Below are 24652 nucleotides of genomic sequence, written 5' to 3' on the forward strand. Positions count from 1 at the left end.
GTGCGTTTTTATCGTGCGAAGGGCCGGGCGCGCATCGTGCAGGACCTGTCGTTCGCGTGCCTTCCTTCCTCGGTTACAATCGCCGGATGCGAATCCTACTCAGCAATGACGACGGTTATCTGGCGCCCGGCCTTGCTGCGCTCTACGAAGCGCTGAAGCCGCTCGCCGACGTCACCGTGATGGCACCCGAGCAGAACTGCAGCGGCGCGTCGAACTCGCTGACGCTGTCGCGGCCGCTATCGGTGTTGCGCGCGCCGAACGGCTTCTATTACGTGAACGGCACGCCCACCGACTCCGTGCACGTCGCGTTGACCGGCATGCTCGATCACACGCCCGATCTTGTCGTATCCGGTATCAACAATGGCCAGAACATGGGCGAGGATACGTTGTACTCGGGTACGGTCGCTGCGGCGACCGAAGGCATCATGTTCGGCGTGCCCGCCATCGCGTTTTCGCTCGTCGACAAAGACTGGGTGCATCTCGAAGACGCGACCCGCGTCGCCGCGGAAATCGTCGCGCATTATCTGCAGGCGCCGTTGCCCGGTCATCCGCTGCTGAACGTCAATATCCCCAATCTGCCGTATGCACAATTGCGCGACTGGCAGGTGACACGGCTCGGCAAACGCCATCCGTCGCAACCGGTCATCCGCCAGACCAACCCGCGCGGCGAACCGATCTACTGGATCGGTCCTTCCGGCAGCGCACGCGATGCCAGCGAAGGCACCGATTTCCACGCAGTCGCCAACGGCCACGTGTCGATTACGCCGTTGCAACTCGATCTGACCCACACTCATATGCTGCCCGCGGCGCGCGAATGGGCGCGCGCCGGGAGCGGTGCTTCATGAGCGGCGAACGCGCGAAGCGCTTTCCGCTGGGGCTCGAGGATCTGGTGCGCGAGCCGCGCAAGCCCGAAGGGCGATCCGGCGAACTGCGTGCGTCCGGTGTGTCGGGCGCATCGGTCACCTCAGGTCACAGCGCAACGGACTCGCGCCCGGGCACGGCACGTGTGCCGTCCGGCGCACGCACGGAAGTTGCGAGCCATCGCGCCGCGCGTCATCCGGTGAAGACACCGGAGCGCAGCACCGCGCCGAATGTCGCCTTGAATGGCGCGCAGGCGCTGACCTCGGAACGGGTGCGCGAGCGCATGGTCGAACGCCTGCGCACGAACGGCGTGACCGATCCGCGCGTGCTGCATGCGATGTCGGTGGTGCCGCGCCACATGTTCGTCGATCCGGGGCTCGCCACGCAGGCTTACGAAGACGCCGCGCTGCCAATCGGCCATCACCAGACGATCTCGAAACCTTCGGTGGTCGCACGCATGATCGAACTCGCGGCAGCCGGCCGGACGCTTGCGAGCGTGCTCGAAATCGGTACCGGTTGCGGCTATCAGGCGGCGGTGTTGAGCCAGGTAGCGCGCGACGTGTATTCGATTGAACGCATCAAACCGCTTTACGAACGCGCCAAGATCAATCTGCGTCCGTTGCGCATCCCGAACATCCGGCTGCATTACGGCGACGGGCGGCTCGGGTTGCCGTCGGCCGCACCGTTCGATGCGATCGTGATTGCCGCTGCAGGGCTCGATGTGCCGCAGGCGCTGCTCGAACAACTGACGATCGGCGGCCGGCTCGTCGCACCGGTCGGCACGCAGAGCGGGCCGGCGCAGGTGCTGACGCTCGTCGAGCGCACCGGGCCCGCGCAATGGCGCGAGTCGCGGCTTGATCGCGTTTTCTTTGTACCCTTAAAATCCGGAGTGATTTGATACCGATGAGTATGTTGCGCGCGATGCAAACAACCAGCTTGAATGTCCGCCTGACCTTAGCCCAGCGTACTGTGTGCGTGGTCGCGCTCTCCCTGTTGACGGCCTGTGCGACACGGCTCGATCAGGCGCCCGTCGTCGATCGTTCCGGCGCGCTCGCTACGCAGGCTGCGCAGCCTGCCGTGCCGCTCGGTCCGCCGCCGCCCGGTTATTACCGGGTGAAGCCAGGTGACACGCTCTACCGGATTGCGCTCGAGAACGGTCAGAACTATCGCGATATTGCGACGTGGAACAATCTCGCCAACCCGAACCAGATCGAAGTCGACCAGTTGCTGCGTGTTGCGCCGCCGGGAGCGAACGTCGCCGGGGTGACGCCGGGTGTCGCGACGGCACCGGTGACGGGCGGCAGTGTGCAGAGCGCGCCGCTCGGTAGCACCGGCGCAGCGGCGACCGGTGCTGCAGCGGGCGTGATGCCGGCGCCGCCGCTCTACAGTTCCGATTCGGGCGCTACCGCGACTGTGCCGCCAGCCGGCACAGGTGCAGGTGCTAGCGACGCGGCAGCATCGGGCGGTCCGATCGTCTTTGCATGGCCGGCACGCGGTCCGATCCTCGGTACGTTCGACGACGCTAAAAACAAGGGCGTGAATATCGGCGGCGCAGCGGGCGATGCGGTTACAGCCGCGGCCGACGGTCGCGTGGTTTATGCCGGAAACGGGCTGCGCGGATACGGCAATCTAATTATCATCAAACATGACGCAACTTATCTCACCGCGTATGCACACAACCGTGCTTTGATGGTAAAAGAGGGAGACGCGGTGACCAAAGGGCAGAAGATCGCCGAAATGGGTAACAGTGATTCGGACCGCGTGATGTTGCACTTCGAAGTTCGCCGGCAGGGCAAACCTGTCGACCCGCTGAAGTATTTGCCGCCTCAATAAGCGACACGACCATGCCGAAACCGAAGCGCCGTACGCAGCAAGCCGGGACTGAGAAGGTCAGCCGCGTCACGCGGGTGCCGGCGGATAGCGGCGCCGTTTCGGAACCGGATGACGACAGCGTCGAGGATCTCGATAACGCACGGGAACCCGACGAGGCCGCGGGCGGCATCGACGACGCAGAAGAAACACGTGAAGGCGCGAGCAGCCCCGCGGCGGACGCCGACGATTTCCGCGCAATACTGCAGGCCGAACTCACGGCCGACACGATCCAGCACTACCTGAATCGCATCAGCGTCAAGCCGCTCCTCACCGTCGAGGAAGAGCAGCGCTATTCGCGGCTCGCCAAAGCCGGCGAGTTCGAAGCGCGGCAGGTCATGATCGAGCGCAATCTGCGGCTCGTGGTCAGCATCGCGAAGGGGTATCTGAATCGCGGCGTACCGCTGCTCGATCTGATCGAAGAGGGCAACCTCGGTTTGATGCACGCGATCGAAAAGTTCGATCCGACGCGCGGCTTCCGTTTTTCGACCTACGCGACGTGGTGGATCCGTCAAAGCATCGAGCGCGCGATCATGAATCAGGCACGCACGGTGCGCCTGCCGGTACACGTGATCCGCGAACTGAACCAGGTGCTGCGCGCGAAGCGCCATCTTGAGAAGAACTCGATGAATTCGGGTGAAGCGGCCGAGCGCCGCGACGCCAGCATCGACGACATCGCCTATCTGACCGGCAAGACCACCGAAGAAGTCACCGACATCCTCGCGCTGAACGAACACACCGCATCGCTCGATGCGCCGCTCGATCTCGATCCTGCGAGCAGTCTGCTCGACCTGTTGTCCGACGATCAAAGCCAGTCGCCCGATGCCGAGGTGCAGCATCGCGAGCTGGAGACGCTCACGCGCGCATGGCTCGCGCGGCTCTCCGACAAGCATCGCCACGTGATCGAACGCCGTTTCGGTCTGAATCACATCGAGCCGGCCACGCTCGAAGAACTGGCCGACGAAATGGGCCTGACGCGGGAGCGCGTGAGGCAGATCCAGCAGGAAGCACTCGTCCGGCTCAAGCGCTTCTTCGCATCCAACGGCGTGCGCAAGGACGCCGTTCTGTAAATACCGATGACACCGATTCTTGTTTTCGATATCGAGACGATTCCCGATGTCGCCGGCATACGCCGCCTCGAAGATCTGCCTGCCACGCTGACCGATGCCGAGGTCGCCGAGCATGCGTTTGCGGCGCGCCGCGAGAAGACCGGCAGCGACTTTCTGCAGCATCATCTGCAGCGCATCGCGGCGATCTCCTGTGTGTTTCGCGACAATGCGGGCTTTCGGGTGCGCTCGCTCGGCTCGCTGGAAGACGGCGAGGCTGCGCTGATCCAGTCGTTTTACCGCACCATCGAAAAGTACACGCCGCAACTCGTGTCGTGGAACGGCGGTGGCTTCGACCTGCCGGTACTGCACTACCGCGCGCTGCTGCACGGCGTGCGCGCGTCGCGCTACTGGGATCTCGGCGAGGACGATCGCGAGTTCAAGTGGAACAACTACATCAGCCGCTATCATTCGCGTCACACCGACCTGATGGACGTACTCGCGATGTATCAGGCACGCGCGAATGCGCCGCTCGATGCGCTCGCGAAGCTGTGCGGCTTTCCCGGCAAGCTCGGGATGGATGGCGGCCAGGTGTGGCACGCGTTCCAGGAAGGGCGTCTCGAAGAAATCCGCAACTATTGCGAGACTGACGTCGTGAATACGTATCTGCTGTACTGCCGCTTCCAGTTGATGCGCGGTGGGCTTTCGCAGGCGGAATACGACGACGAGATCGTGCTCGTGAAGAACTCGCTGGCACTGGAGCCCGCGCAGCACTGGGCCCAGTATCTGGCTGCGTTCGAAGCCTGACTCCGCAACTACGTGCTGCGCTGCCCGCAGGCCGCGCGCACCGTCAGATCCCCGGCGCCGCCCGCCGTTCGTCTACAATCTCGCCTTCCCCATTAGTCTGTCAGGAAGCTGCAGGTGTCCGAAACTGCCCGTCATCGCATGCGTAAAGGCAAAAGAAAGCCTGCGCAGGCGGCCCCCGCTGCCGACGTCGCCCAAGTCGCGGCCCCCATTCTGGAAATCGATTCGCTCGATATGGAAGCGCGCGGCGTCGGCCGCACGGTCACCGAAGACGGTACGCCCGGCAAGGTGATCTTCGTCGAAGGCGCGTTGCCAGGCGAACGCGTTACCTATGCGAGCTACCGGAAGAAACCGAGTTTCGAACAGGCGGAAGTCGTCGAGGTACTGCGCGAAAGCGTGATTCGCACGAAACCGAAGTGCAGGTTCTTCGGCACTTGCGGCGGTTGCTCGATGCAACACCTCGATGTGCGCGCGCAGATCGCCGTGAAGCAGCGCGTGCTCGAAGACAACCTTGCGCATCTGGCGAAGCTGCGAGCGGAGACCATCTTCCGGCCGATTCACGGGCCGTCGTGGGGCTACCGCTATCGCGCGCGGCTCACGGTGCGCAACGTCGAGAAGAAGGGCGGCGTGCTGGTCGGGTTCCATGAACGCAAGAGCAGCTACGTTGCCGACATGACGAGCTGCGAAGTATTGCCGCCGCACGTTTCGGCGATGCTCGTGCCGCTGCGTCAACTGGTCGGATCGCTGTCGATTCGCGACCGCATGCCGCAGATCGAACTCGCGGTCGGCGCATCCGTGACCGCGCTCGTGCTGCGCGTGCTCGAACCGATCAATGCCGCCGACGAACAGCATCTGCGCGATTTCGCCGACGAATACAAGGTGCAGTTCTGGCTCCAGCCGCAAGGACCGGACTCGGTGGTGCCGTTCTATCCGCTCGATGTTCCGCTCGATTACACGCTGCCGGAATTCGATATCCGGATGCCGTTCCGGCCCACCGACTTCACCCAGGTCAATCACCAGATCAACCGTGTGCTGGTGGGGCGTGCGCTGCGATTGCTCGCGCCGGCGCGGAACGACCGCGTGCTCGACCTGTTTTGCGGGATCGGCAACTTCACGCTGCCGCTCGCGCGGCTGGCGCGTGAGGTGGTGGGTATAGAAGGCAGCGAGGTGCTCACTACGCGTGCGCTCGAAAACGCGCAGGAGAACGGCGTGGCGGGGCATACGTCGTTTGCGTGCCGCAACCTGTTCGAAGTCACCGCCGACGACATCCGCGCGCTCGGTGCATTCGACAAGTACCTGATCGATCCGCCTCGCGAAGGCGCACTGGCCATCGCGAAGGCGCTGGCGGAGATCGCGCAGAGCGGCACCGGGCCGCTGCCGCAACGCATCGTCTACGTGTCGTGCAACCCCGCAACGCTGGCCCGCGATGCCGGCCTGCTGGTTCACGAGGCGGGTTACCGGCTCAAGGGGGCGGGCGTGGTGAACATGTTCCCGCATACGTCGCACGTCGAATCGATTGCGTTGTTCGAGCGCGATTAGCCTGCGGCAGGAGCGGTAAAGAAAAACGCCACGGCGATTGCCGTGGCGTTCTGTTTTGCGGGCGGACTACGTGTGGCCTAGAACTGCCACCACGATTTTTCCTTGCCCGGTCGCGCATGCCCTGTGATATACGGGCTGTCCGGGAAGGTGCCGGCCAGGATGCGCTTCGTGTCGTCGGCCAGTTGCGGCTGGTCCAGCTTCTGATACGACAGCATCATGATGTGCAGTGCGTCTTCGATGGCGGGCGCGTTCTTGTATTGCTGGATGGCCAGCTGCGCGCGGTTGATCGCCGCCACGTAAGCGCCGCGGCGATAGTAGTAATCGGCCGCATGGACTTCGTGCGACGCGAGCGCGTTGACGATGTAGCGCATGCGTTGCGCGGAATCGGGTGCGTACTTGCTGTTCGGGAACCGGTCGACCACGACCTTGAACGCGTCATACGACTCGCGCAGCGACTTCGGATCGCGCTCGCTCATGTCCTGGCCCGAGAAGCGGCCGAACAGACCAAGGTCGTCGTTGAAGTGGATCATGCCCTTCAGGTAATACGCGTAAGGGATGTCCGGGTGATCCGGATGCAGCTGGATAAAGCGGTCGACGGCCTGGTCGGCAGCGTCGGTTTCGCTATCCTTCCAGTTGCAGTACGCGACGTTGATCTGTGCCTGCTGGGCGAAGTGGCCAAACGGGTCGCGACCTTCGAGTGCTTCGAAATATTTCGCGCACTTGCCCCAGTCGCTGCCGTTCATCGCATCCTGGGCCTCCGTATATAATTTGTTATTCGCCCATGTGGCCGTTTCGTCGGTCTTTTGCGGTAGCCCGTGACAGGCCGCCACCAGTACAACGGCCGCTGCGCACGCGATATAGCGGGCCACGTTCATGATCGTCTTTCGGGCCGTAGTCTTCTGGACAGCCGCTTCAGCGGTTGCCGTCCCCAGGCCCGTATTCATAATGGTGTTCAAGGCTCGCATTTCCCAGTCTAGCTTTACGTCCAGGTGACCCAGACTCGATGACCCGCTCTTATACTCCGGTAGCCGCTGCCGGCGTCCAGAATAGCAACGAAGATTATAGCCCAGGTGCAGAGGCCGCCGACGCAGCAGGGGTGGATTCGCTCGACGACGACCTCGCCGGCGACGCGCTGGTGCCGCTTGCGCCGGCCTCCGCGGAGGCCGGATCGGCAGAAACGGTGCCGCGCGTGGTCGCGGTGCCCGCCGAACTTGCCGGCGAACGGCTCGACAAGGTCCTCGCGAAGGTATTTCCGGAATTTTCCCGCAGCCGCCTGCAAAGCTGGATCGAGGCGCAACGTGTGCGGGTGGATGGCGCGCCCGCGAAAATCCGTCAACCGGTACCGCTCGATGCGGTCATCGAACTGATTCCCGATCTGCTTCCCGAGCAACTCGCGTTCACGCCTGAACCTGTGCCGCTGTCGATCGTTTATGAAGACGACACGCTCGTCGTCATCGACAAGCCCGCGGGTCTCGTCGTCCATCCGGCGGCCGGCAACTGGAGTGGCACGGTGCTGAACGGCCTGCTGCATCGCTATGGCGCCGCCGCCGCGGGGCTACCGCGCGCAGGCATCGTGCATCGGCTCGACAAGGAGACGTCCGGCTTGATGGTGGTCGCGCGGACGCTCGAAGCGCAAACCGACCTCGTGCGTCAGTTGCAGGCGCGTACCGTGAAGCGCAGATATCTCGCGCTCGTATGGGGCAACGTGCGGGAAGAGGGCACCATCGATGCACCGATCGGCCGCGACCCGCGCGAACGCACGCGCATGGCCGTGGTCACCAGTGCGGCGGGTAAGCCGGCGCGCACGCATTTCCGGCGGGTCGACAGCACGGTGTGGGAGCGCCAGCCGGTATCGGCGATTCATTGCGATCTGGAAACCGGACGCACGCATCAGATTCGCGTGCATTGCGCGCATATTGGCCATCCGTTACTTGGCGATCCGGTGTATGGCCGTGCCCGCGGCAAGCGTTCGGTGGCGCCGCTGCCGGGCGACTTCGCGCGTCAGGCGCTGCACGCATGGCGCCTCGGCCTGATCCATCCGCAGACCGGCCGTCCGATGCAATGGCGAGCGGCGGTGCCCGACGATATCGCGGCGCTATCGGAGGCGCTCGGTTTCGGTCAAGGCAATGCGGACGAATACGACGATATGGACGACGACGTTTACGACCAGGACGACGCATCGTTCGATACGCATGACGATGAGGACGACCACGCATGACGCTGCCCGACCTGACGCAGGCCGATATTCTGCAACCCGAATGGCCTGTCGCTGCGCGCGTGCGCGCGCTGGTCACGACGCGTAACGGTGGTGTGAGCGAGCCGCCGTTCGGGCGCTGGCACGAAGGCATCGATAGTCCTGGCGGATTGAACCTCGGTTTGCGTGCCGGCGACGATCCGGGTGCTGTTCTTGCGAACCGTGCGCGTCTGCAGCAGTTCGCGGGTATTCGGGAACCCGCGTGGCTTCAGCAGGTTCACGGCGCGGACGTTGTCAATGCCGACGAGGTGCTTGCGCGTCAGCGCAAAGAGGGCGCACCGACGCCGGCAGATGCGAGCGTGAGCAACGTGCCCGGCACTGTTTGTGTCGTGATGATCGCGGATTGCATGCCGGTGCTGCTATGCGACCCGGAAGGCCGGGCAGTGGGCGCGGCACATGCCGGTTGGCGTGGACTCGCTGCGGGTGTCATCGAAAACACGGCGCAGCGGGTTGCGCAACTTGCCGCCGTAGATACGACCGTGCTGCACGCATGGCTCGGCCCGTCGATCGGACCTGCCGCGTTCGAAGTCGGTGTGGACGTGCGTGACGCGTTCATGAACGAGGCCGCTGCTGACGAACGCGACGCAACTGCGCAAGCGTTCGTCGCGCATCCCGATACGCCGGGCAAATACCTCGCCGATCTGCCTGCGCTTGCGCGCGTGCGGTTGCGGCGTATCGGCGTGACGCAAATCGTCGGTGGGGAACATTGCACGGTCACCGAACGCGAACGTTTCTTCTCCTATCGCCGCGATCGCGACACGGGTCGCATGGCCGCATTGATCTGGCTTGCAGATTGAAATCTGGTGCCGACGCGTAGACATCGGCGCTGCGGTGATTTTGCTGCATCGCGTGGCGGCGATGCGCTTTTGCGGTTTCGTGCGTCGTGTGCCTATGCGGTTCGCAAAACAGCTTGTTTCAATAACGCTCAGATGGCCGCATTTTTATGCGCACGAGATTGTCGATCGCCCGGAAAGCCGCGCCACAGGCCGCACATGGGGAAAACGATAATTAAAAAAATATCGCACTGCGGCAAAATCCGGGACAAGCATTGACATGCCTTGCGATGGGGAGCAAGAATGTTTCCCACACACGGAACAGGGCGTGACGAGGTCGCGAGCAATCGCCCACGTGCGCGAGAAACCTGCCTCTCAACCGTCCGCAAGGACTCACCGGTCTAAAGCAGGTATGGCTGCATCACAACAATCCCCGAATTCTTCCCGTACGGATACATCAGCCCGCGAGTCGCAACCGCAGCAACCTGCGGGCGCACAGCAATGGTTCCACGCCTGGATGAATGCATGGCAGTCGGTTGCCGGGCAGGCTGGGGCGAACGGTGCCTCATCCATGTCAGCCACGTCCCCCATGTCGCCGTTTGCGGCGATGTCCGATCTGAGTCAGTTTGCCGCTACATTGCAGCCGTTCATGCAACCGCTCGCGGGGCTGAAGCTGCCTTCCGCATCGATTCCGCAGGAGCGTCTTCAGCAGTTGCAGGGCGACTATTCGCGCGAAGCGATGCAGTTGATCCAGCAGGCATCCGAAGCGAAGCCGCAGGTCCCCGCACTCAAAGATCGACGCTTCAGCGCGCAGGCATGGAGCGAGACACCCGCCTATGCGTTCACGGCCGCATGGTATCTGCTGAATGCGCGCTATCTGCACGAACTCGTCGATGCGCTCGACGCAGAACCGAAGACGCGCGAACGCATTCGCTTCGCGGTCCAGCAGTGGACCGCGGCGGCTTCGCCGAGCAACTTCTTCGCGCTCAATCCCGAGGCGCAGAAGACCTTGCTCGACAGCCAGGGCGAGAGCTTGCGGCACGGCGTGCAGAATCTGCTGAATGACCTGCAGCGCGGCAAGATTTCGCAGACCGACGAATCGGGTTTCGTGGTCGGCAAGAACCTGGCGAACACCGAAGGCTCGGTGGTATTCGAGAACGACCTGATCCAGCTGATCCAGTACAAGCCACGCACGGCAACCGTGCGCGAGCGGCCGCTGCTGATCGTCCCGCCGTGCATCAATAAGTTCTACATTCTCGATCTGCAGCCGGAGAACTCGCTCGTCGCGCACGGGCTCGACTCGGGCCATCAGGTGTACATGATTTCGTGGCGCAACGCGGACGCATCGATTGCACACAAGACGTGGGACAACTACGTCGACGAAGGCGTGCTCACTGCTATCGAAACCGTGCGTCGTATCAGCGGGCGCGAGCAGATCAACACGCTCGGGTTTTGCGTCGGCGGCACGATGCTCGCTACGGCGCTCTCTGTTGCGGCGGCGCGTGGGGAACATCCAGCGGCGTCGATGACGCTGCTCACCGCGATGCTCGATTTCTCGGACACCGGTGTGCTCGATGTCTTCGTCGACGAGGCGCATGTGCAAATGCGCGAACAGACGATCGGTGGAAAGAACGGTACGCAGCCGGGCCTGATGCGCGGCCTCGAATTCGCGAATACGTTTTCGTTCCTGCGCCCCAACGATCTCGTGTGGAACTACGTCGTCGACAACTATCTGAAGGGCCGCACGCCAGTGCCGTTCGACCTGCTGTACTGGAACAGCGATTCGACCGGGTTGCCTGGACCGATGTACGTCTGGTATCTACGCAACACGTACCTCGAGAACCGCTTGCGCGAACCCAACGCGCTAACCGTGTGCGGCGAAGCGGTCGACCTGTCGCGTATCGACGTGCCGACGTTCGTCTACGGTTCGCGCGAAGACCACATCGTGCCGTGGAAGACAGCCTATGCATCGGTGCCGCTACTTACTGGGCCGCGACATTTCGTGCTGGGCGCGTCGGGACACATCGCGGGCGTGATCAATCCGCCCGCCAAGAACAAGCGCAGCTACTGGGTGGTGAAGGACTCTGACAACGAAACAGCGAAAAGCACCGGAAAGACCGCTGCGAAGACGGCAAAGAGCAGCCACAAAAAGCTGCCCGACACCGCCGACGGCTGGTTCGAAGCGGCCGAAGAGGTCCCCGGCAGCTGGTGGCCCGAATGGACCCAGTGGCTCGATCAGTACGGCGGCAAGAAGGTGAAGCCGCCTGCACAGGCCGGTTCCGCTGACTACCCCGTCATCGAGGCGGCGCCTGGACGCTATGTGCAAAAGCGCGACTGAAGCAAAGGAATGTTTGAGCGCCGACTGCATGCCGACGCGGACATAGAGAAGTGGGTGGTTTTTTAACTTGACGGGTGGCGGAGCGACTGGCCGCAGCACCCGGAGGAAACGGAAATGACTGATGTAGTGATCGTATCGGCCGCCCGTACGGCAGTCGGCAAATTCAGCGGTTCGCTTGCGAAAATCGCCGCACCCGAACTCGGCGCCACGGTAATCCGTGCAGTTCTCGAACGCGCGGGCCTGAAGCCCGAGCAGGTCAGTGAAGTGATCCTGGGTCAGGTTCTGGCCGCAGGCTCCGGCCAGAACCCGGCGAGACAGTCACTGATCAAGGCCGGCTTGCCGACCTCGGTACCGGGCCTGACGATCAACAAGGTCTGCGGCTCCGGCCTGAAAGCGGTGATGCTCGCGGCTAACGCGATCATTGCTGGCGACGCCGACATCGTGATCGCCGGTGGCCAGGAAAACATGAGTGCGGCACCGCACGTGCTGCCGGGTTCGCGCGATGGCTTCCGCATGGGCGATGCGAAGCTGATCGACACGATGATCGTCGACGGGTTGTGGGATGTGTACAACCAGTACCACATGGGCATTACCGCGGAGAACGTCGCAAAGGAATACGGCATCACACGCGAACAGCAGGACGCGTTCGCAGCGCTGTCGCAGAACAAGGCAGAGGCCGCGCAGAAAGCCGGCCGTTTCGATGCTGAAATCGTCCCGGTCGAAATTCCGCAACGCAAGGGCGAGCCGCTGCGCTTCGCCACCGACGAATTCGTGCGTCACGGAGTGACGGCCGAATCTCTCGCAGGTCTGAAGCCGGCGTTCACGAAGGAAGGCACGGTGACGGCGGCGAATGCGTCGGGGCTCAACGACGGCGCTGCCGCAGTGATCGTGATGTCGGCGAAGAAGGCGGAAGCGCTCGGTCTCACGCCGCTCGCGCGGATCAAGGCGTATGCGAGCGCGGGTGTCGATCCGAAGGTGATGGGCATGGGCCCGGTGCCGGCTTCGCGCCGCTGTCTCGAGCGTGCCGGCTGGACGCCCGGCGATCTCGACCTGATGGAAATCAACGAAGCGTTTGCCGCGCAGGCGCTGGCGGTGCATCAGCAGATGGGCTGGGACACGTCGAAGGTCAACGTGAACGGCGGCGCAATCGCGATCGGCCATCCGATCGGCGCATCCGGCTGCCGTATTCTCGTGACGCTGCTGCATGAAATGCAGAAGCGCGATGCAAAGCGCGGCCTCGCGTCGCTGTGCATCGGCGGCGGCATGGGTGTGGCGCTGGCCGTTGAACGCATGTAATTCGATGAAGAGTGCGTCCGTGCGCTGCGGGCGCACTCGAAGCAGGATGCAGCCGCGCCCCTGAAGCAACGGGGGTGGCTGGGCAGTAAAGGCGAGGACGGAGGTTGCCGGGCGGCAGCCTCGCAAAACGATAATGGAGTGTGGTTTATGTCTCAGCGAATTGCATACGTAACAGGCGGTATGGGCGGCATCGGCACGAGCATCTGCCAGCGTCTGCACAAGGAGGGCCTGAAAGTCGTGGCCGGCTGCGGTCCGAACAGTCCGCGTCGGGTCAAGTGGCTCGAAGACCAGAAGGCGCTCGGTTACGATTTCATCGCGTCGGAAGGCAATGTCGGCGACTGGGATTCGACCAAAGAGGCATTCGACAAGGTCAAGGCCGAAGTCGGTGAGATCGACGTGCTCGTGAACAACGCCGGTATCACGCGCGACGTCGTGTTTCGCAAGATGACGCGCGAAGACTGGACGGCCGTGATCGACACGAACCTGACGAGCCTCTTCAACGTGACGAAGCAGGTGATCGACGGCATGGTGGAGCGCGGCTGGGGCCGTATTGTCAACATTTCGTCGGTGAACGGCCAGAAAGGGCAATTCGGGCAGACCAACTATGCGACCGCGAAGGCGGGCATTCACGGTTTCACGATGTCGCTGGCGCAGGAAGTGGCCACCAAGGGCGTGACGGTGAATACCGTTTCGCCGGGCTACATCGGCACGGACATGGTGAAATCGATCCGCCCCGACGTGCTCGAAAAGATCGTTGCGACGATTCCGGTGCGACGCCTTGGGCAACCGGAAGAAATCGGTTCGATCGTCTCGTGGCTGGCATCGGACGAAGCGGGTTTCTCGACGGGCGCCGATTTTTCGCTGAACGGCGGCCTGCATATGGGCTGATCCATACGGTGCCCGTCGTGGGTGGGCATTGAATGGTTCAGATGTTTCCGGCGGCGTCTCGCACACGCAATGATCCATTGTGTGTGGCAGGGCGTCGTCATTGCGCTTTATCGGCGCTCAAGGGCGTTACATGACGACTACTACAAAGAAGACGGCCGAACGACTCATCAAGAAATATCCGAACCGTCGGCTCTATGACACGGAGACGAGCACGTACATCACGCTGGCCGACGTCAAGCAACTCGTGCTCGATCAGGAAGACTTCAAGGTCATCGATGCGAAGAGCAACGAAGACCTGACGCGGGCCATCCTGCTGCAGATCATTCTCGAAGAGGAAAGCGGCGGCCTGCCGATGTTCTCATCATCGATGCTGTCGCAGATCATCCGTTTCTACGGCCACGCGATGCAGGGCATGATGGGCACCTACCTGGAGAAGAACATTCAGGCGTTCATCGATATTCAGGCAAAGCTCGCCGACCAGTCGAAGAACCTGGTTGAAGGCAAGGCGATGAACCCGGAGGTCTGGTCGCAGTTCATGAACATGCAGGCACCGATGATGCAAGGCATGATGACCAGCTACATCGAGCAGTCGAAGAACATGTTCGTGCAGATGCAGGAGCAGATGCAGACCCAGGCGAAATCGATGTTCAGCAATTTTCCGTTCACGCAGCCGGCGTCGAGTAGCACGGAGCCTGAGAAGAAGTGAGTGGTGTGGCGCTGTAATGATGTCGGTCCGGCGCGGCTGCAGTAGGCCGCCTGCGACTCCGGTTGGGCGTGATGCGCCCATTCTTCTCCTTCCTTGAGTGCACTGGGCGGACATGACGCGCTGGATTGCGCGCGTCATTCTTCGCGGTGTGGACGGAAATCAAATAGCAAACCCGAGTCCGTTTCTCCGCCGAAAGTGGCATTCGTCAGCTTCAACTGGCCTCAATAAGGCAGTCGAAATAAGCCAACTCGACGTTGTAAGGGTGAGGAGGGGCCGGAGGATTCCCTTGTGCCCAGTGCAGCTTGACTGACATCTGGTTTATCTTTCTCAAAAAAAGATCACTCTGGGTGATCTTTTTTCTTCCTGATCAAACCACCACGACTTGGTGAAAGTTTAAAGAAAGTGTATTTTGAGCACTATGAGTGATCAAAATTCAGGAAAATTAAACCTGCTATTGGCCGAACTGGGCGATACGAGCTTGGTGTCGAGTCGCTGGTTGAGGGTTCATGGCTACTCCAACAGCCTCGTCGCGCGCTACGTGCGCAGCGGCTGGCTGGTGTCGCCGACGCGCGGCGTCTACATGCGCAAGGGTGGGCGCCTGCAGTGGGAAGGCGTGGTTCGTAGCCTGCAGGTCGGCGAGGGCATGCCGCTGCACGTGGGGGGGCGCTTTGCGCTAAGCCTGCAGGGGCACGAGCACTACCTGCGTCTAGGCGATGCCGGCACGATCACCCTGTATGGGGGGCAGCGGCCACCGGCATGGCTGGGCAATCTGTCTTTGGCGCAGCGCTTCGAGTATCTGGGCAAGGGGCCATTCGATTGGCCGCCGGTCTCGTTCACGGCGGAGGTACTGGCGACGGCGCTGTCCGACCAGGGGCTGGCGTGGCATCAGGCCGCGCCCGGCGCCGATGCGCTGGTTTGTTCCACGCCGGAACGCGCCATCCTGGAGTTGTGCGATGACGTGTCGGACGCTGCCTTGATCTACGAGGTGGATGCGCTGATGCAGGCGATGACCACCCTGCGGCCGCAGCGGGTCGGTTTGTTACTGCGCCATTGCCGCAGCATCAAGGCCAAACGGCTGTTCCTGGCGTTGGCCGAGCGCCATCGGCATGCATGGCTGTCGCATGTGCCGCTGGATAGCGTCGATCTGGGGCGGGGAAAACGCTCGCTAGTGCCTGGCGGCCGCTTGCATCCGATTTACCAGATTACCTTGCCGGGGGATCTCGATGAACACCTGGCTTGATCGTTGGGATCGCCGTTACACCGACCGCGTACGACTGCTCGTCGAGATTTTGCCGGTGCTCGCGCAGGAGCCATGCTTTGCGCTCAAAGGCGGTACGGCGATCAACCTCTTCGAGCACGACCTGCCCCGGTTGTCGGTAGACATTGATCTAGCCTGGTTGCCGGTGCATGACTATGCCGAGGACGCGAGGCTCATTGCCGAAGCACTTGGACGGCTGGCCGATATGTTGCGTGCCCGGCCCCTGCAGTTGCAGGTGCAATTGTCGGCGGGCGAGGGCGCAGGTGTCACCCGGCTCGTGGCCAGTCGTGGTCGTGCGCGTGTCCAGATCGAGACGACGCCGGTGATGCGCGGCACGGTTCATCCCGCGCGGGACATGGTGGTACGCCCGAGGGTCCTGGAGGTATTTGGCTTTGCTTCGGTGCAGGTGCTGAACTTCGCCGATCTCTATGCTGGCAAGCTGGCGGCGGCATTGTCGAGACAGCATCCGCGCGATCTTTTCGATGTCGGTTTATTGCTGGAAGACGAACGGGCGGATCAGGTGCTCTGGCGGACCTTCCTCGTCTATCTCACCTGTAGCCCCAAGCCTGCCTGGGAGATGCTGGCGCCCCGCATGCCTGCGGATTTCACAGTGACCTTCGAGGCTCACTTCAGGGGTATGACGGCTGAACCTGTCGAAGCCGAAGCCTTGCTGGTCATCCATGAGCACCTGTTGTCGCGTGTGGCCGGGTGGCTGGACGAGCCGTCGTGTGCGTTTTTGCGATCCATCGAAGATGAGCGGCCAGACTTCGATCTAATCGGACTTCCGCACGCTGCCGAACTACCGGCCGTGCGGCACAAACTGGGCAACCTGGCACGGCGCACCGACGCCAAGCGTGCCGCGGATCGGAGTCTGCTGGAAGAAACGCTGGTGCGGATCGTCGGTGCCAGATGAGGCGAGGTGCACACACGATCATTCACGACGCACAGGTGCCCACACCTGTCAAAAAAAGCCCGGCACGACGCTTTTCCCGATTCAACGGATCACTCTGCGCCACGAAGGTAAAATAGCGCAACTCCCCAGCCACCGGCACCGCCGGTCGGCCCCCCGTACAGAACTGGATGTGACCGTTGAAAACCCACCTGGAATCCAATCCCAAGCCCGTTTCCCCGCCGAAAGTGGGGTTCGTTAGCCTCGGTTGCCCCAAAGCCCTGGTCGACTCGGAGCAGATCATCACGCAGCTGCGCGCCGAAGGCTATGAAATTTCCGGTACCTACGACGGTGCCGATCTCGTCGTGGTCAACACCTGCGGCTTCATTGACGAAGCCGTGCAGGAAAGCCTCGATGCGATCGGCGAAGCGCTAACCGAGAACGGCAAGGTGATCGTGACCGGCTGCCTCGGCGCAAAGAAGAGCGCAAGCGGTTCGGGTCTGATCGAAGAAGTTCATCCGAAGGTGCTGGCCGTGACCGGCCCGCACGCGCTCGGCGAAGTGATGCAGGCAGTGCACAACCATCTGCCGAAGCCGCACGACCCGTTCATCGATCTCGTGCCGGCCGCGGGCATCAAGCTCACGCCGCGCCACTACGCCTACCTCAAGATCTCCGAAGGCTGCAATCACCGCTGCACGTTCTGCATCATCCCGTCAATGCGCGGCGATCTCGTCTCGCGCCCGGTTGCCGAGGTGATGCTCGAAGCGGAGAACCTGTTCCGCTCGGGCGTGAAAGAACTGCTCGTCATCTCGCAGGACACGAGCGCATACGGCGTCGATGTGAAGTACCGCACCGGTTTCTGGAACGGCCGTCCGCTGAAGACGCGCATGACCGATCTGGTCGGTGCGCTCGGCGAACTCGCCGCGCAGTACGGTGCGTGGGTCCGTCTGCACTACGTGTATCCGTATCCGAGCGTCGACGAAGTGATTCCGATGATGGCCGAAGGCCCGCTGAAGGGCCACGTGCTGCCGTATCTCGACGTACCGTTCCAGCACGCGCATCCCGAGGTGCTCAAGCGCATGAAGCGTCCCGCGAACGCGGAAAAAGTGCTGGAGCGCGTGCGTGCGTGGCGCGAGATCTGCCCGGATCTGACTATCCGCAGCACGTTTATCGCTGGCTTTCCGGGCGAAACCGAAGCGCAGTTCGAGACGTTGCTCGACTTTATTCGCGAGGCCGAACTCGATCGCGTGGGATGCTTTGCCTATTCGCCGGTGGAAGGTGCTAGCGCGAACGAACTCGACGGCGCGTTGCCCGACGAGGTGCGCGAAGCGCGTCGCGCGCGCTTCATGGAAGTCGCAGAAGAAGTGTCGGCGCAGCGTATCGCCCGCAAGGTCGGCAAGACGTTGAAGGTACTTGTCGATGAGCTGAATGCAGAAGGCGGCGTGGGCCGGACCGCGGCCGATGCGCCGGAGATCGACGGCGTGGTGTATATCGAGCCAGCGAAGAAAGCATCGAAGCGCTACAAGGTCGGCGATTTCGTGTCGGTGAAGATCACCGGTGCGGATGGCCACGATCTGTGGGGCGAGGTCTAGGACGATCGCGCAACCGTCGCGCGGACATCGGCAAACCGACACGACACATCAGACGCCGCGCCTCACGGCGCGAGACGCAGCATTCGGATCAACCAGGCAGATCAACCTGAAACTGAGAGAGCGAGGAACGAATCATGCAACGTGACGTGGTGGTGGCAAGCGGTGTACGTACCGCAATCGGCGACTTCGGCGGTGGCCTGAAGGATTTCTCTCCCACCGATCTCGGCGCGCGGGTCGTGCGCGAAGTGCTGTCGCGCGCGAACGTCTCGGGCGACGAAGTCGGCCACGTCGTATTCGGCAACGTCGTGCATACCGAGCCGAAAGACATGTACCTCGCTCGCGTGGCGGCCATCAACGGCGGCGTGGCGCAGCATGCGCCCGCACTCACGGTGAACCGTCTGTGCGGCTCCGGCCTGCAGGCCATCGTGTCGGCGGCGCAGGGCATCCTGCTCGGCGATGCCGATATCGCGATCGGCGGCGGTGCCGAGAACATGAGCCGTGCGCCGTACACGATGCCGGCCGCACGCTTCGGACAGCGCATGGGCGATGCGCGCATCGTCGACATGATGCTCGGCGCGCTGAACGATCCGTTCCAGTCGATTCACATGGGCGTGACCGCAGAAAATGTCGCGCAGAAATACGGCATTAGCCGCGATGCGCAGGACGCCCTCGCACTCGAGTCGCATCGTCGCGCGGCACACGCAATTGAGTCCGGTTATTTCACCGAACAGATCCTGCCGGTTTCGCTCGCATCGAAGAAGGGCGATACGCTTTTCGTGACGGACGAGCATGTGCGTATGAACGCGACCGCTGACGATTTCGCGAAGCTACGCCCTGTGTTCGCAAAAGAAAACGGCACGGTGACAGCGGGCAACGCATCGGGGATCAACGATGCAGCCGCGGCGGTCGTACTGATGGAGCGCAGTGTGGCCGAGCGTCGCGGCATCAAGCCGCTCGCGCGGCTCGTCGCCTATGCGCATGCCGGCGTGGACCCGGCCTACATGGGCATCGGCCCGGTCCCGGCCACGCGCAAGGTGCTCGAACGCGCGGGACTGACGGTTGCCGATCTCGACGTGATCGAAGCCAACGAGGCGTTTGCCGCCCAGGCGTGCGCGGTGACCCAGGAACTGGGCCTCGATCCCGCGAAGGTCAATCCGAACGGCTCGGGCATTTCGCTCGGTCATCCGATCGGAGCGACCGGTGCGCTGATCACCGTGAAGGCGCTGTACGAACTGCAACGTATCGGCGGACGTTATGCGCTCGTGACGATGTGTATCGGCGGCGGGCAGGGCATCGCTGCGATATTCGAACGACTCTGACCGGTTGCGAGGCGGTTGCGCAGGCAGGCCGTCGCGCAGTCAAAAGCAAGCAAGGAAGACAAGCATGCAGGATTCAGGATCGATGAAGCAGGCCGTAGCGCGGCGCGGATGGACGGTGAATGCCACGGCTGCAGCGTGCGGCGCCTGTGCCGTGCTCGTCGCGCTCTCCATGCCGGTTCACGCATGGGCGCAAAGCGATGCAGTCAAGGAACTGGCCGCTCCCGCACCCATCCAGCTACCGCTGAAACCCAGTGCGGAATTCGCAAAATTTCCGCGCTATGCAGGCACGCTGGGCAAGCGTCAGATCGTACTGCGGCTCGGCCCGAAAACCGACGACCCATCCGGTGTACACGGCGAATACCAGTTCGCCGATACCGGCGAAGTGATCCTGATCGCCGGCGACCGCGACAACGATACGCTCGAGGTCGAAGAATCCAACGATGGCACGCATATCACCGGCAACTGGGTCGGCAAGTTCGCCGCCGACGGGTCGCTGGCCGGCGACCGCATGAACGTCGACGATTCCGATCCGCAACCGTTCGATCTGCGCCCGCTTGCGGCGGGGCAAACCGGGCCGTCACCGGCAACCGCGAGCGCGCCTGCAGCTGCAGCGAAGACAGGCGCCCAGCCCGTCGGCGGTGTCAGCAACCTGACCACCGGCGAATGAACCCGCGTTGCACACGTCGCGCGACACCGCCTGCAGTCCCTGAAGAAGATCCAACCCAAATTCCATCATGACGAAATCCCATTCCAGCCACGAGCTGCAAACGCGCATCGTGCATCCGGAGGACGATCTGCCGCCGGGCTACGCCTCGTTCTCGGTGCCGGTGACGCGTGCATCGACGGTTGTGTTTCCCGATCTTGCAACGATGCGCGCGCTCGACTGGCGCAACGATGCCGCATGGCGCTACGGCCTGCACGCCACGCCGACCTCGATGACGCTCGCGCAGCGTCTTGCCGCGCTGGAAGGCGGCAATCATGCGCTGCTGCAGCCGTCTGGATTGTCGGCGATCTCGAATGTGTACTTCGGCCTCGTCAAGGCCGGCGACGACGTGCTGATTCCCGACAACGTGTATTCGCCAAACCGCGACCACGGCGACTGGCTCGCGAAAGATTTCGGCATCACGGCGCGCTACTACGATCCGATGATCGGCGCGGGCATCGCCGACCTGATCCTGCCGAACACACGGCTGATCTGGATCGAGGCACCCGGTTCGGTGACGATGGAAGTGCCCGACGTGCCGGCCATCACCGCGGCCGCACGCGCACGCGGCGTCGTGACTGCAATCGACAACACGTGGTCGGCGGGGCTTGCGTTTCGCCCGTTCGATCACGGCGTCGACATCTCGGTGCAGGCGTTGACGAAGTATCAGTCGGGCGGCGCCGATGTGCTGATGGGCGCGACGATCACCGTCGATCGCGAGTTACATCTGAAGCTGAAACTTGCGCGCATGCGCATGGGTATCGGCGTGTCGGCCGACGACTGCTCGCTGGTCCTGCGCAGCCTGCCGAGCATGAAGGTGCGCTTCGAGCAGCACGACCGCACCGCGCTCGCGCTGGCGCACTGGTTGAAGACGCGGCCGGAGATCGCCGCGGTGCTGCATCCCGCGCTACCCGACTGTCCGGGTCACGAATTCTACAGACGCGATTTCAGCGGCGCAGGTGGGTTGTTCTCGGTTGTGTTCGATGAACGCTATGGCGCCGCGCAGATCGATACGTTCTGCGAGTCGCTTGAACTGTTTGCGATAGGCTGGAGCTGGGGTGCCGCGCAGAGTCTTGCGATGCCGTACGACATCGCCTCGATGCGCACCGAGGCGCAATGGCCGCATCGCGGCACGCTGGTGCGTTTCTTTATCGGTCTAGAAGAAGAGGTCGACCTGCGCGCGGATATCGAAGCGCGTCTCGCCGCGCTGACGTAGGGCGATACGCGAGGGCCCGGCATGCGTATCCGTAAAACGGCCGGCCCGCCCGCCGTATCAGAACAACCGCAGCAGCCCGTCGAGCCCAACGTGATCGAATGCAACGCTGGCCGCTTCGCGCACGACGGGCTTGGCGCGGAACGCAACCGATAGTCCGGCTACCGCCATCATCTTCAGGTCGTTCGAACCGTCGCCCATCGCAATCGCGCGCGACGGCTCGATGCCGAGTTGTGCGCAGGTGTCGCGCAATGTACGCGCTTTCACTTCCGCATCGACGATCTCGCCGGTCACTCGGCCCGTCAGCTTGCCGTCGACGATTTCAAGCGTATTCGCTTGCGTGAAATCGAGGCCGAGGCGCGCGCGCAGTTTCTCGGTGAAGAACGTGAAGCCGCCGGACACGAGCAGGGTTTTCAGGCCGGCGGCTTTCACGCCGGCCAGCATCCGCTCCGCGCCCGGCGATAGCTGCAGCCGCTCGTCGTAGACACGTTCGAGCGCGCTTGCGTCGAGTCCCTTGAGCAACGCGACGCGGCGCGTCAGGCTCTCGTTGAAGTCCTTGATCTCGCCGCGCATCGACGCTTCGGTAATGGCCGCGACTTCCGCCTTCAGGCCGCAGAAATCCGCAATCTCGTCGATGCATTCGATCGTGATCAGCGTCGAATCCATGTCCATCGTCAACAGCCCGAAGTCGCGCAGGTGCTTGCCCGGCTCGACGAACGCATAGTCGAGTTCGTGCGTGTGACAGTACACGTCGAGATCGCCGCGCTGCGCAGGGTCGGCGCCGTCGATGCGGATCGCCTGCGTATCGATGACCGTCGCATGTTTGCCACGTGCAAGCCCGACGAGCGGCTTGTGATGTTCCGGACCGATTGGCGTGAGACTTTGGATGATGAGGTTCATGAAGACGCGGGGCAGGGACGCGGAGTGGGCCAGCCACGCGCGGGATGCGCGGGCAACAGGCAATCGCGCCATTGTACCGGGTCGGCGCAGCGCAACCGGGCTGCTATCAGGTGCCAGGCTCGCGATCCCAATACGGCGGATCGCCGAAATGCGCGGCGATGAAATCGATGAATGCCACAGTCTTGGGCGGCACGAACGCGCGGCTCGGGTAGACGGCCCAGATCGCGACCGTTTCCGCGAGCGGATAGCTGTCGAGCACGGCGACGAGTTCGCCGCTGCGCAGGTAGGGCGCGACATCCCACGTCGATTTCAGCGCGATACCGAAGCCTGCCAGCAGCGCGTCGCGGATCACTTCGCCGTTGTCGACGTCGAGCCGGCCGCTCACGCGCACATTGAGATGACCCGCGGGCGTGACGAAGCCCCAGTCGCGCTGGTTCGACAGCACGATGCATTCGTGCTCGGTGAGATCAGATGGATGATGCGGCGTGCCGCGCTCGGCCAGATACGCGGGCGAGCAGCAGATCACACGCCGGTTCTCGGCGAGCCGGCGCGCAACCAGCGACGAATCCTTCAGCGCGCCGAGCCGGATCGCGACATCGATGCCGGCGTCGACGAGATCGACGAGCTGATCGGTGATACGCAGATCGACGCTCACGCCCGGATGACGACGCAGGAACTCGGGTATGACCGGCGACACATGTTGCCGCCCAAACGACGACGACATGGCGACGCGCAGCCGCCCCTGCGGCTCGGCCTGTGCCCGTCCGACCGATGCGCGCGCCGCGTCGGCCGCATCGAGCAGCGTCCGAGCCTGCACCATGAAGACTTCACCGTCCTGGGTGAGACTGATGCGGCGCGTGGTTCGATGCAGCAGCCGCGCGCCGAGCAGCCGTTCGAGCTGTGCGATCCGCGCGCTGGCCACTGCCGCCGACAGCCCGAATTCCCGCCCCGCAGCCGATACGTTGGCAAGCAGCGCGGCACGCATGAACAACGCCACATCGAGCAGATCGAGCCGGTCGCGTTCGGTGTGGGAAGTAGGAGAAAGCACCATTATTCTGAAAATCAAAAAAATGTTTCAGTCATTATGACTGTTTTCAAAGAATAACCAAGGTCTTACGATGGTATTCATCGGATCGGCGACGCGCCCTTGTCACCCCAGACGCTGCCGGTCCTGGCGTCCCCATCCTTATCGATCCGCATCAAGAAACAGGAGCTGTCATGAAAGCCATCGGTCTGCATCGCTATCTGCCCATCGATCACCCCGAAGCGCTGCTCGACGTCGAACTGCCGCAACCGCAGGCAAGCGGTCGCGATCTGCTCGTGAAGGTCGAGGCCATTTCCGTGAATCCCGTCGATTACAAGGTGCGTTCGCCGAAGGACGCCGTCGAGAAAACGCCACGCGTGCTCGGTTGGGACGCGGCCGGCACGGTCGCCGCAGTCGGGCCGGAAGTGACGCTGTTCAAGGTTGGCGATCCGGTGTTCTATGCGGGCAGCATCACGCGGCCCGGTGCGAACAGCGAATATCACCTGGTGGACGAGCGCATCGTCGGGCGCAAGCCGGCTTCACTCGATTTTGCACACGCCGCCGCGTTGCCGCTCACCGCAATCACCGCGTGGGAAGCGCTATTTGACCGGCTTGGTGTATCGCCGCAGGGCGCGGATGAAGGGCGCTCGGTGCTGATCATCGGCGGAGCGGGTGGGGTCGGCTCGATCGGCATCCAGCTCGCGAAACAGCTCGGCAAGCTGAAGGTGATCGCAACCGCGTCGCGCCCGGCGTCGGCGAAGTGGGCCACCGAACTGGGCGCGGACCATATCGTCGATCACTTCGGCGACATGCCCGCTCAACTGAAGCAACTCGGTATCGAGCAGGTCGACTATGTGCTGATATTCAACGATACGGACACGCATTTTCCCGCGGCGGCAGCGGTCGTGAAACCGCAGGGTGGCATCTGCACGATCGTCGAGAACAGCAAGCCGGTCGAGATCGAACTGTTGAAGTTGAAGAGCGCGGCGTTCCATTGGGAATTCATGTTCACGCGTTCGATGTTCGGTACACCCGACATGATCGAACAACACAAGCTGCTGACCGAAGTGGCGCGACTCGTCGATGCAGGCACGCTGCGCACGACGGTCGGCGAGAACCTGGGTCCGATCAACGCCGACAACGTGCGGCGCGCGCACCGGATGCTCGAGGAAGGGCGTGCGATCGGCAAGCTGGTGCTGAGCGGGTTTTGATGCTGGGTTGCTAACGCGCTTGCGGCACGGCATTGCTTACCCGGAAATGGCAAACGCAAAACGGGAAACGACGCCGCCGCAAGCGGGGTAACACCTGATCCACGCGAGGCGCGCAAGCGGTCGCTTGGCGGTAGACTGGCAGGGCTTCATGCTTAAGAACGGCTGCGCG

At 62.9% G+C, this 24652-nt stretch carries 22 protein-coding genes; 19 read left to right on the plus strand and 3 right to left on the minus strand.

The window, feature by feature from the left end; translation table 11 throughout:
- Positions 1–86: 86 nt before the first annotated feature.
- The 6 genes from surE to rlmD all read left to right on the plus strand — a co-directional run bounded on the left by surE (position 87) and on the right by rlmD (position 6119).
- The gene (gene surE / locus M0D65_RS27090) at positions 87–845 is read left to right on the plus strand and encodes a 5'/3'-nucleotidase SurE (protein WP_091016461.1); all 759 of its coding nucleotides are present in this window, start codon (positions 87–89) and stop codon (positions 843–845) included.
- On the plus strand, positions 842–1759 hold the full coding sequence (locus M0D65_RS27095; protein WP_266255334.1) for a protein-L-isoaspartate(D-aspartate) O-methyltransferase: 918 nt from the start codon (positions 842–844) through the stop codon (positions 1757–1759). Before surE ends, M0D65_RS27095 begins: the two co-directional genes overlap by 4 nt.
- A gap of 5 nt (positions 1760–1764) precedes the next feature.
- Positions 1765–2694 (plus strand): peptidoglycan DD-metalloendopeptidase family protein, encoded by a 930-nt coding sequence (locus M0D65_RS27100; protein WP_266255335.1) that lies wholly within the window; start codon positions 1765–1767, stop codon positions 2692–2694.
- A gap of 11 nt (positions 2695–2705) precedes the next feature.
- A complete protein-coding gene (gene rpoS, locus M0D65_RS27105; RefSeq protein WP_091016468.1) occupies positions 2706–3800 on the plus strand; it encodes an RNA polymerase sigma factor RpoS in 1095 nt (364 codons plus the stop codon).
- Between the two features lie 6 nt (positions 3801–3806).
- Positions 3807–4583 (plus strand): 3'-5' exonuclease, encoded by a 777-nt coding sequence (locus tag M0D65_RS27110; RefSeq protein ID WP_266255336.1) that lies wholly within the window; start codon positions 3807–3809, stop codon positions 4581–4583.
- Between the two features lie 231 nt (positions 4584–4814).
- A complete protein-coding gene (gene rlmD / locus M0D65_RS27115) occupies positions 4815–6119 on the plus strand; it encodes a 23S rRNA (uracil(1939)-C(5))-methyltransferase RlmD (protein ID WP_266255455.1) in 1305 nt (434 codons plus the stop codon).
- 77 nt (positions 6120–6196) lie between these two features.
- On the opposite strand, the gene M0D65_RS27120 is transcribed toward rlmD, so the two are convergent.
- Positions 6197–6994: an outer membrane protein assembly factor BamD gene (locus tag M0D65_RS27120; protein ID WP_091016476.1), complete on the minus strand. Its 798-nt coding sequence runs from the start codon at positions 6992–6994 to the stop codon at positions 6197–6199.
- Positions 6995–7122: 128 nt separating this feature from the next.
- Between M0D65_RS27120 and M0D65_RS27125 the strand changes: the two genes are divergently transcribed.
- The 12 genes from M0D65_RS27125 (at position 7123) to M0D65_RS27180 (ending at position 21351) form a co-directional block, all read left to right on the plus strand.
- On the plus strand, positions 7123–8337 hold the full coding sequence (locus tag M0D65_RS27125) for an RluA family pseudouridine synthase (RefSeq protein WP_266255337.1): 1215 nt from the start codon (positions 7123–7125) through the stop codon (positions 8335–8337).
- Entirely contained in the window at positions 8334–9170 is an 837-nt protein-coding gene (pgeF, locus tag M0D65_RS27130; protein ID WP_266255338.1) for a peptidoglycan editing factor PgeF, read from the plus strand. Before M0D65_RS27125 ends, pgeF begins: the two co-directional genes overlap by 4 nt.
- Before the next feature lie 388 nt (positions 9171–9558).
- Complete coding sequence (gene phaC, locus M0D65_RS27135) at positions 9559–11484, plus strand: class I poly(R)-hydroxyalkanoic acid synthase (RefSeq protein ID WP_266255339.1); 1926 nt, start codon at positions 9559–9561, stop codon at positions 11482–11484.
- A 114-nt stretch (positions 11485–11598) separates the two neighbouring features.
- A complete protein-coding gene (locus M0D65_RS27140) occupies positions 11599–12780 on the plus strand; it encodes an acetyl-CoA C-acetyltransferase (RefSeq protein ID WP_266255340.1) in 1182 nt (393 codons plus the stop codon).
- A gap of 147 nt (positions 12781–12927) precedes the next feature.
- The gene (locus M0D65_RS27145; RefSeq protein ID WP_266255341.1) at positions 12928–13668 is read left to right on the plus strand and encodes a 3-ketoacyl-ACP reductase; all 741 of its coding nucleotides are present in this window, start codon (positions 12928–12930) and stop codon (positions 13666–13668) included.
- Between the two features lie 130 nt (positions 13669–13798).
- Positions 13799–14374, plus strand: coding sequence for a polyhydroxyalkanoate synthesis repressor PhaR (gene phaR, locus M0D65_RS27150; protein WP_091016490.1), 576 nt, complete (start codon positions 13799–13801; stop codon positions 14372–14374).
- Between the two features lie 418 nt (positions 14375–14792).
- Positions 14793–15614: a type IV toxin-antitoxin system AbiEi family antitoxin domain-containing protein gene (locus M0D65_RS27155; protein WP_266255342.1), complete on the plus strand. Its 822-nt coding sequence runs from the start codon at positions 14793–14795 to the stop codon at positions 15612–15614.
- Positions 15598–16545 (plus strand): nucleotidyl transferase AbiEii/AbiGii toxin family protein, encoded by a 948-nt coding sequence (locus M0D65_RS27160; RefSeq protein WP_266255343.1) that lies wholly within the window; start codon positions 15598–15600, stop codon positions 16543–16545. Before M0D65_RS27155 ends, M0D65_RS27160 begins: the two co-directional genes overlap by 17 nt.
- Positions 16546–16733: 188 nt before the next feature.
- On the plus strand, positions 16734–18113 hold the full coding sequence (gene rimO, locus M0D65_RS27165; protein WP_266255456.1) for a 30S ribosomal protein S12 methylthiotransferase RimO: 1380 nt from the start codon (positions 16734–16736) through the stop codon (positions 18111–18113).
- 134 nt (positions 18114–18247) lie between these two features.
- Positions 18248–19432 (plus strand): beta-ketothiolase BktB, encoded by a 1185-nt coding sequence (gene bktB, locus M0D65_RS27170; RefSeq protein WP_266255344.1) that lies wholly within the window; start codon positions 18248–18250, stop codon positions 19430–19432.
- Positions 19433–19496: 64 nt separating this feature from the next.
- Positions 19497–20099 carry a hypothetical protein gene (locus M0D65_RS27175; RefSeq protein WP_266255345.1) on the plus strand — a complete coding sequence of 201 codons (603 nt, stop codon included), beginning with the start codon at positions 19497–19499 and terminating at the stop codon, positions 20097–20099.
- Between the two features lie 67 nt (positions 20100–20166).
- On the plus strand, positions 20167–21351 hold the full coding sequence (locus M0D65_RS27180) for a cystathionine beta-lyase (RefSeq protein WP_266255346.1): 1185 nt from the start codon (positions 20167–20169) through the stop codon (positions 21349–21351).
- Positions 21352–21408: 57 nt separating this feature from the next.
- On the opposite strand, the gene serB is transcribed toward M0D65_RS27180, so the two are convergent.
- A complete protein-coding gene (gene serB, locus M0D65_RS27185; protein WP_266255347.1) occupies positions 21409–22248 on the minus strand; it encodes a phosphoserine phosphatase SerB in 840 nt (279 codons plus the stop codon).
- A 106-nt stretch (positions 22249–22354) separates the two neighbouring features.
- On the minus strand, positions 22355–23299 hold the full coding sequence (locus M0D65_RS27190; protein WP_266255458.1) for a LysR family transcriptional regulator: 945 nt from the start codon (positions 23297–23299) through the stop codon (positions 22355–22357).
- Between the two features lie 167 nt (positions 23300–23466).
- Between M0D65_RS27190 and M0D65_RS27195 the strand changes: the two genes are divergently transcribed.
- Entirely contained in the window at positions 23467–24483 is a 1017-nt protein-coding gene (locus tag M0D65_RS27195) for a zinc-binding alcohol dehydrogenase family protein (RefSeq protein ID WP_266255348.1), read from the plus strand.
- Positions 24484–24652 lie beyond the last annotated feature (169 nt).

This window comes from Paraburkholderia sp. CHISQ3, from assembly GCF_030464945.1.
GTDB lineage: Bacteria > Pseudomonadota > Gammaproteobacteria > Burkholderiales > Burkholderiaceae > Paraburkholderia > Paraburkholderia megapolitana.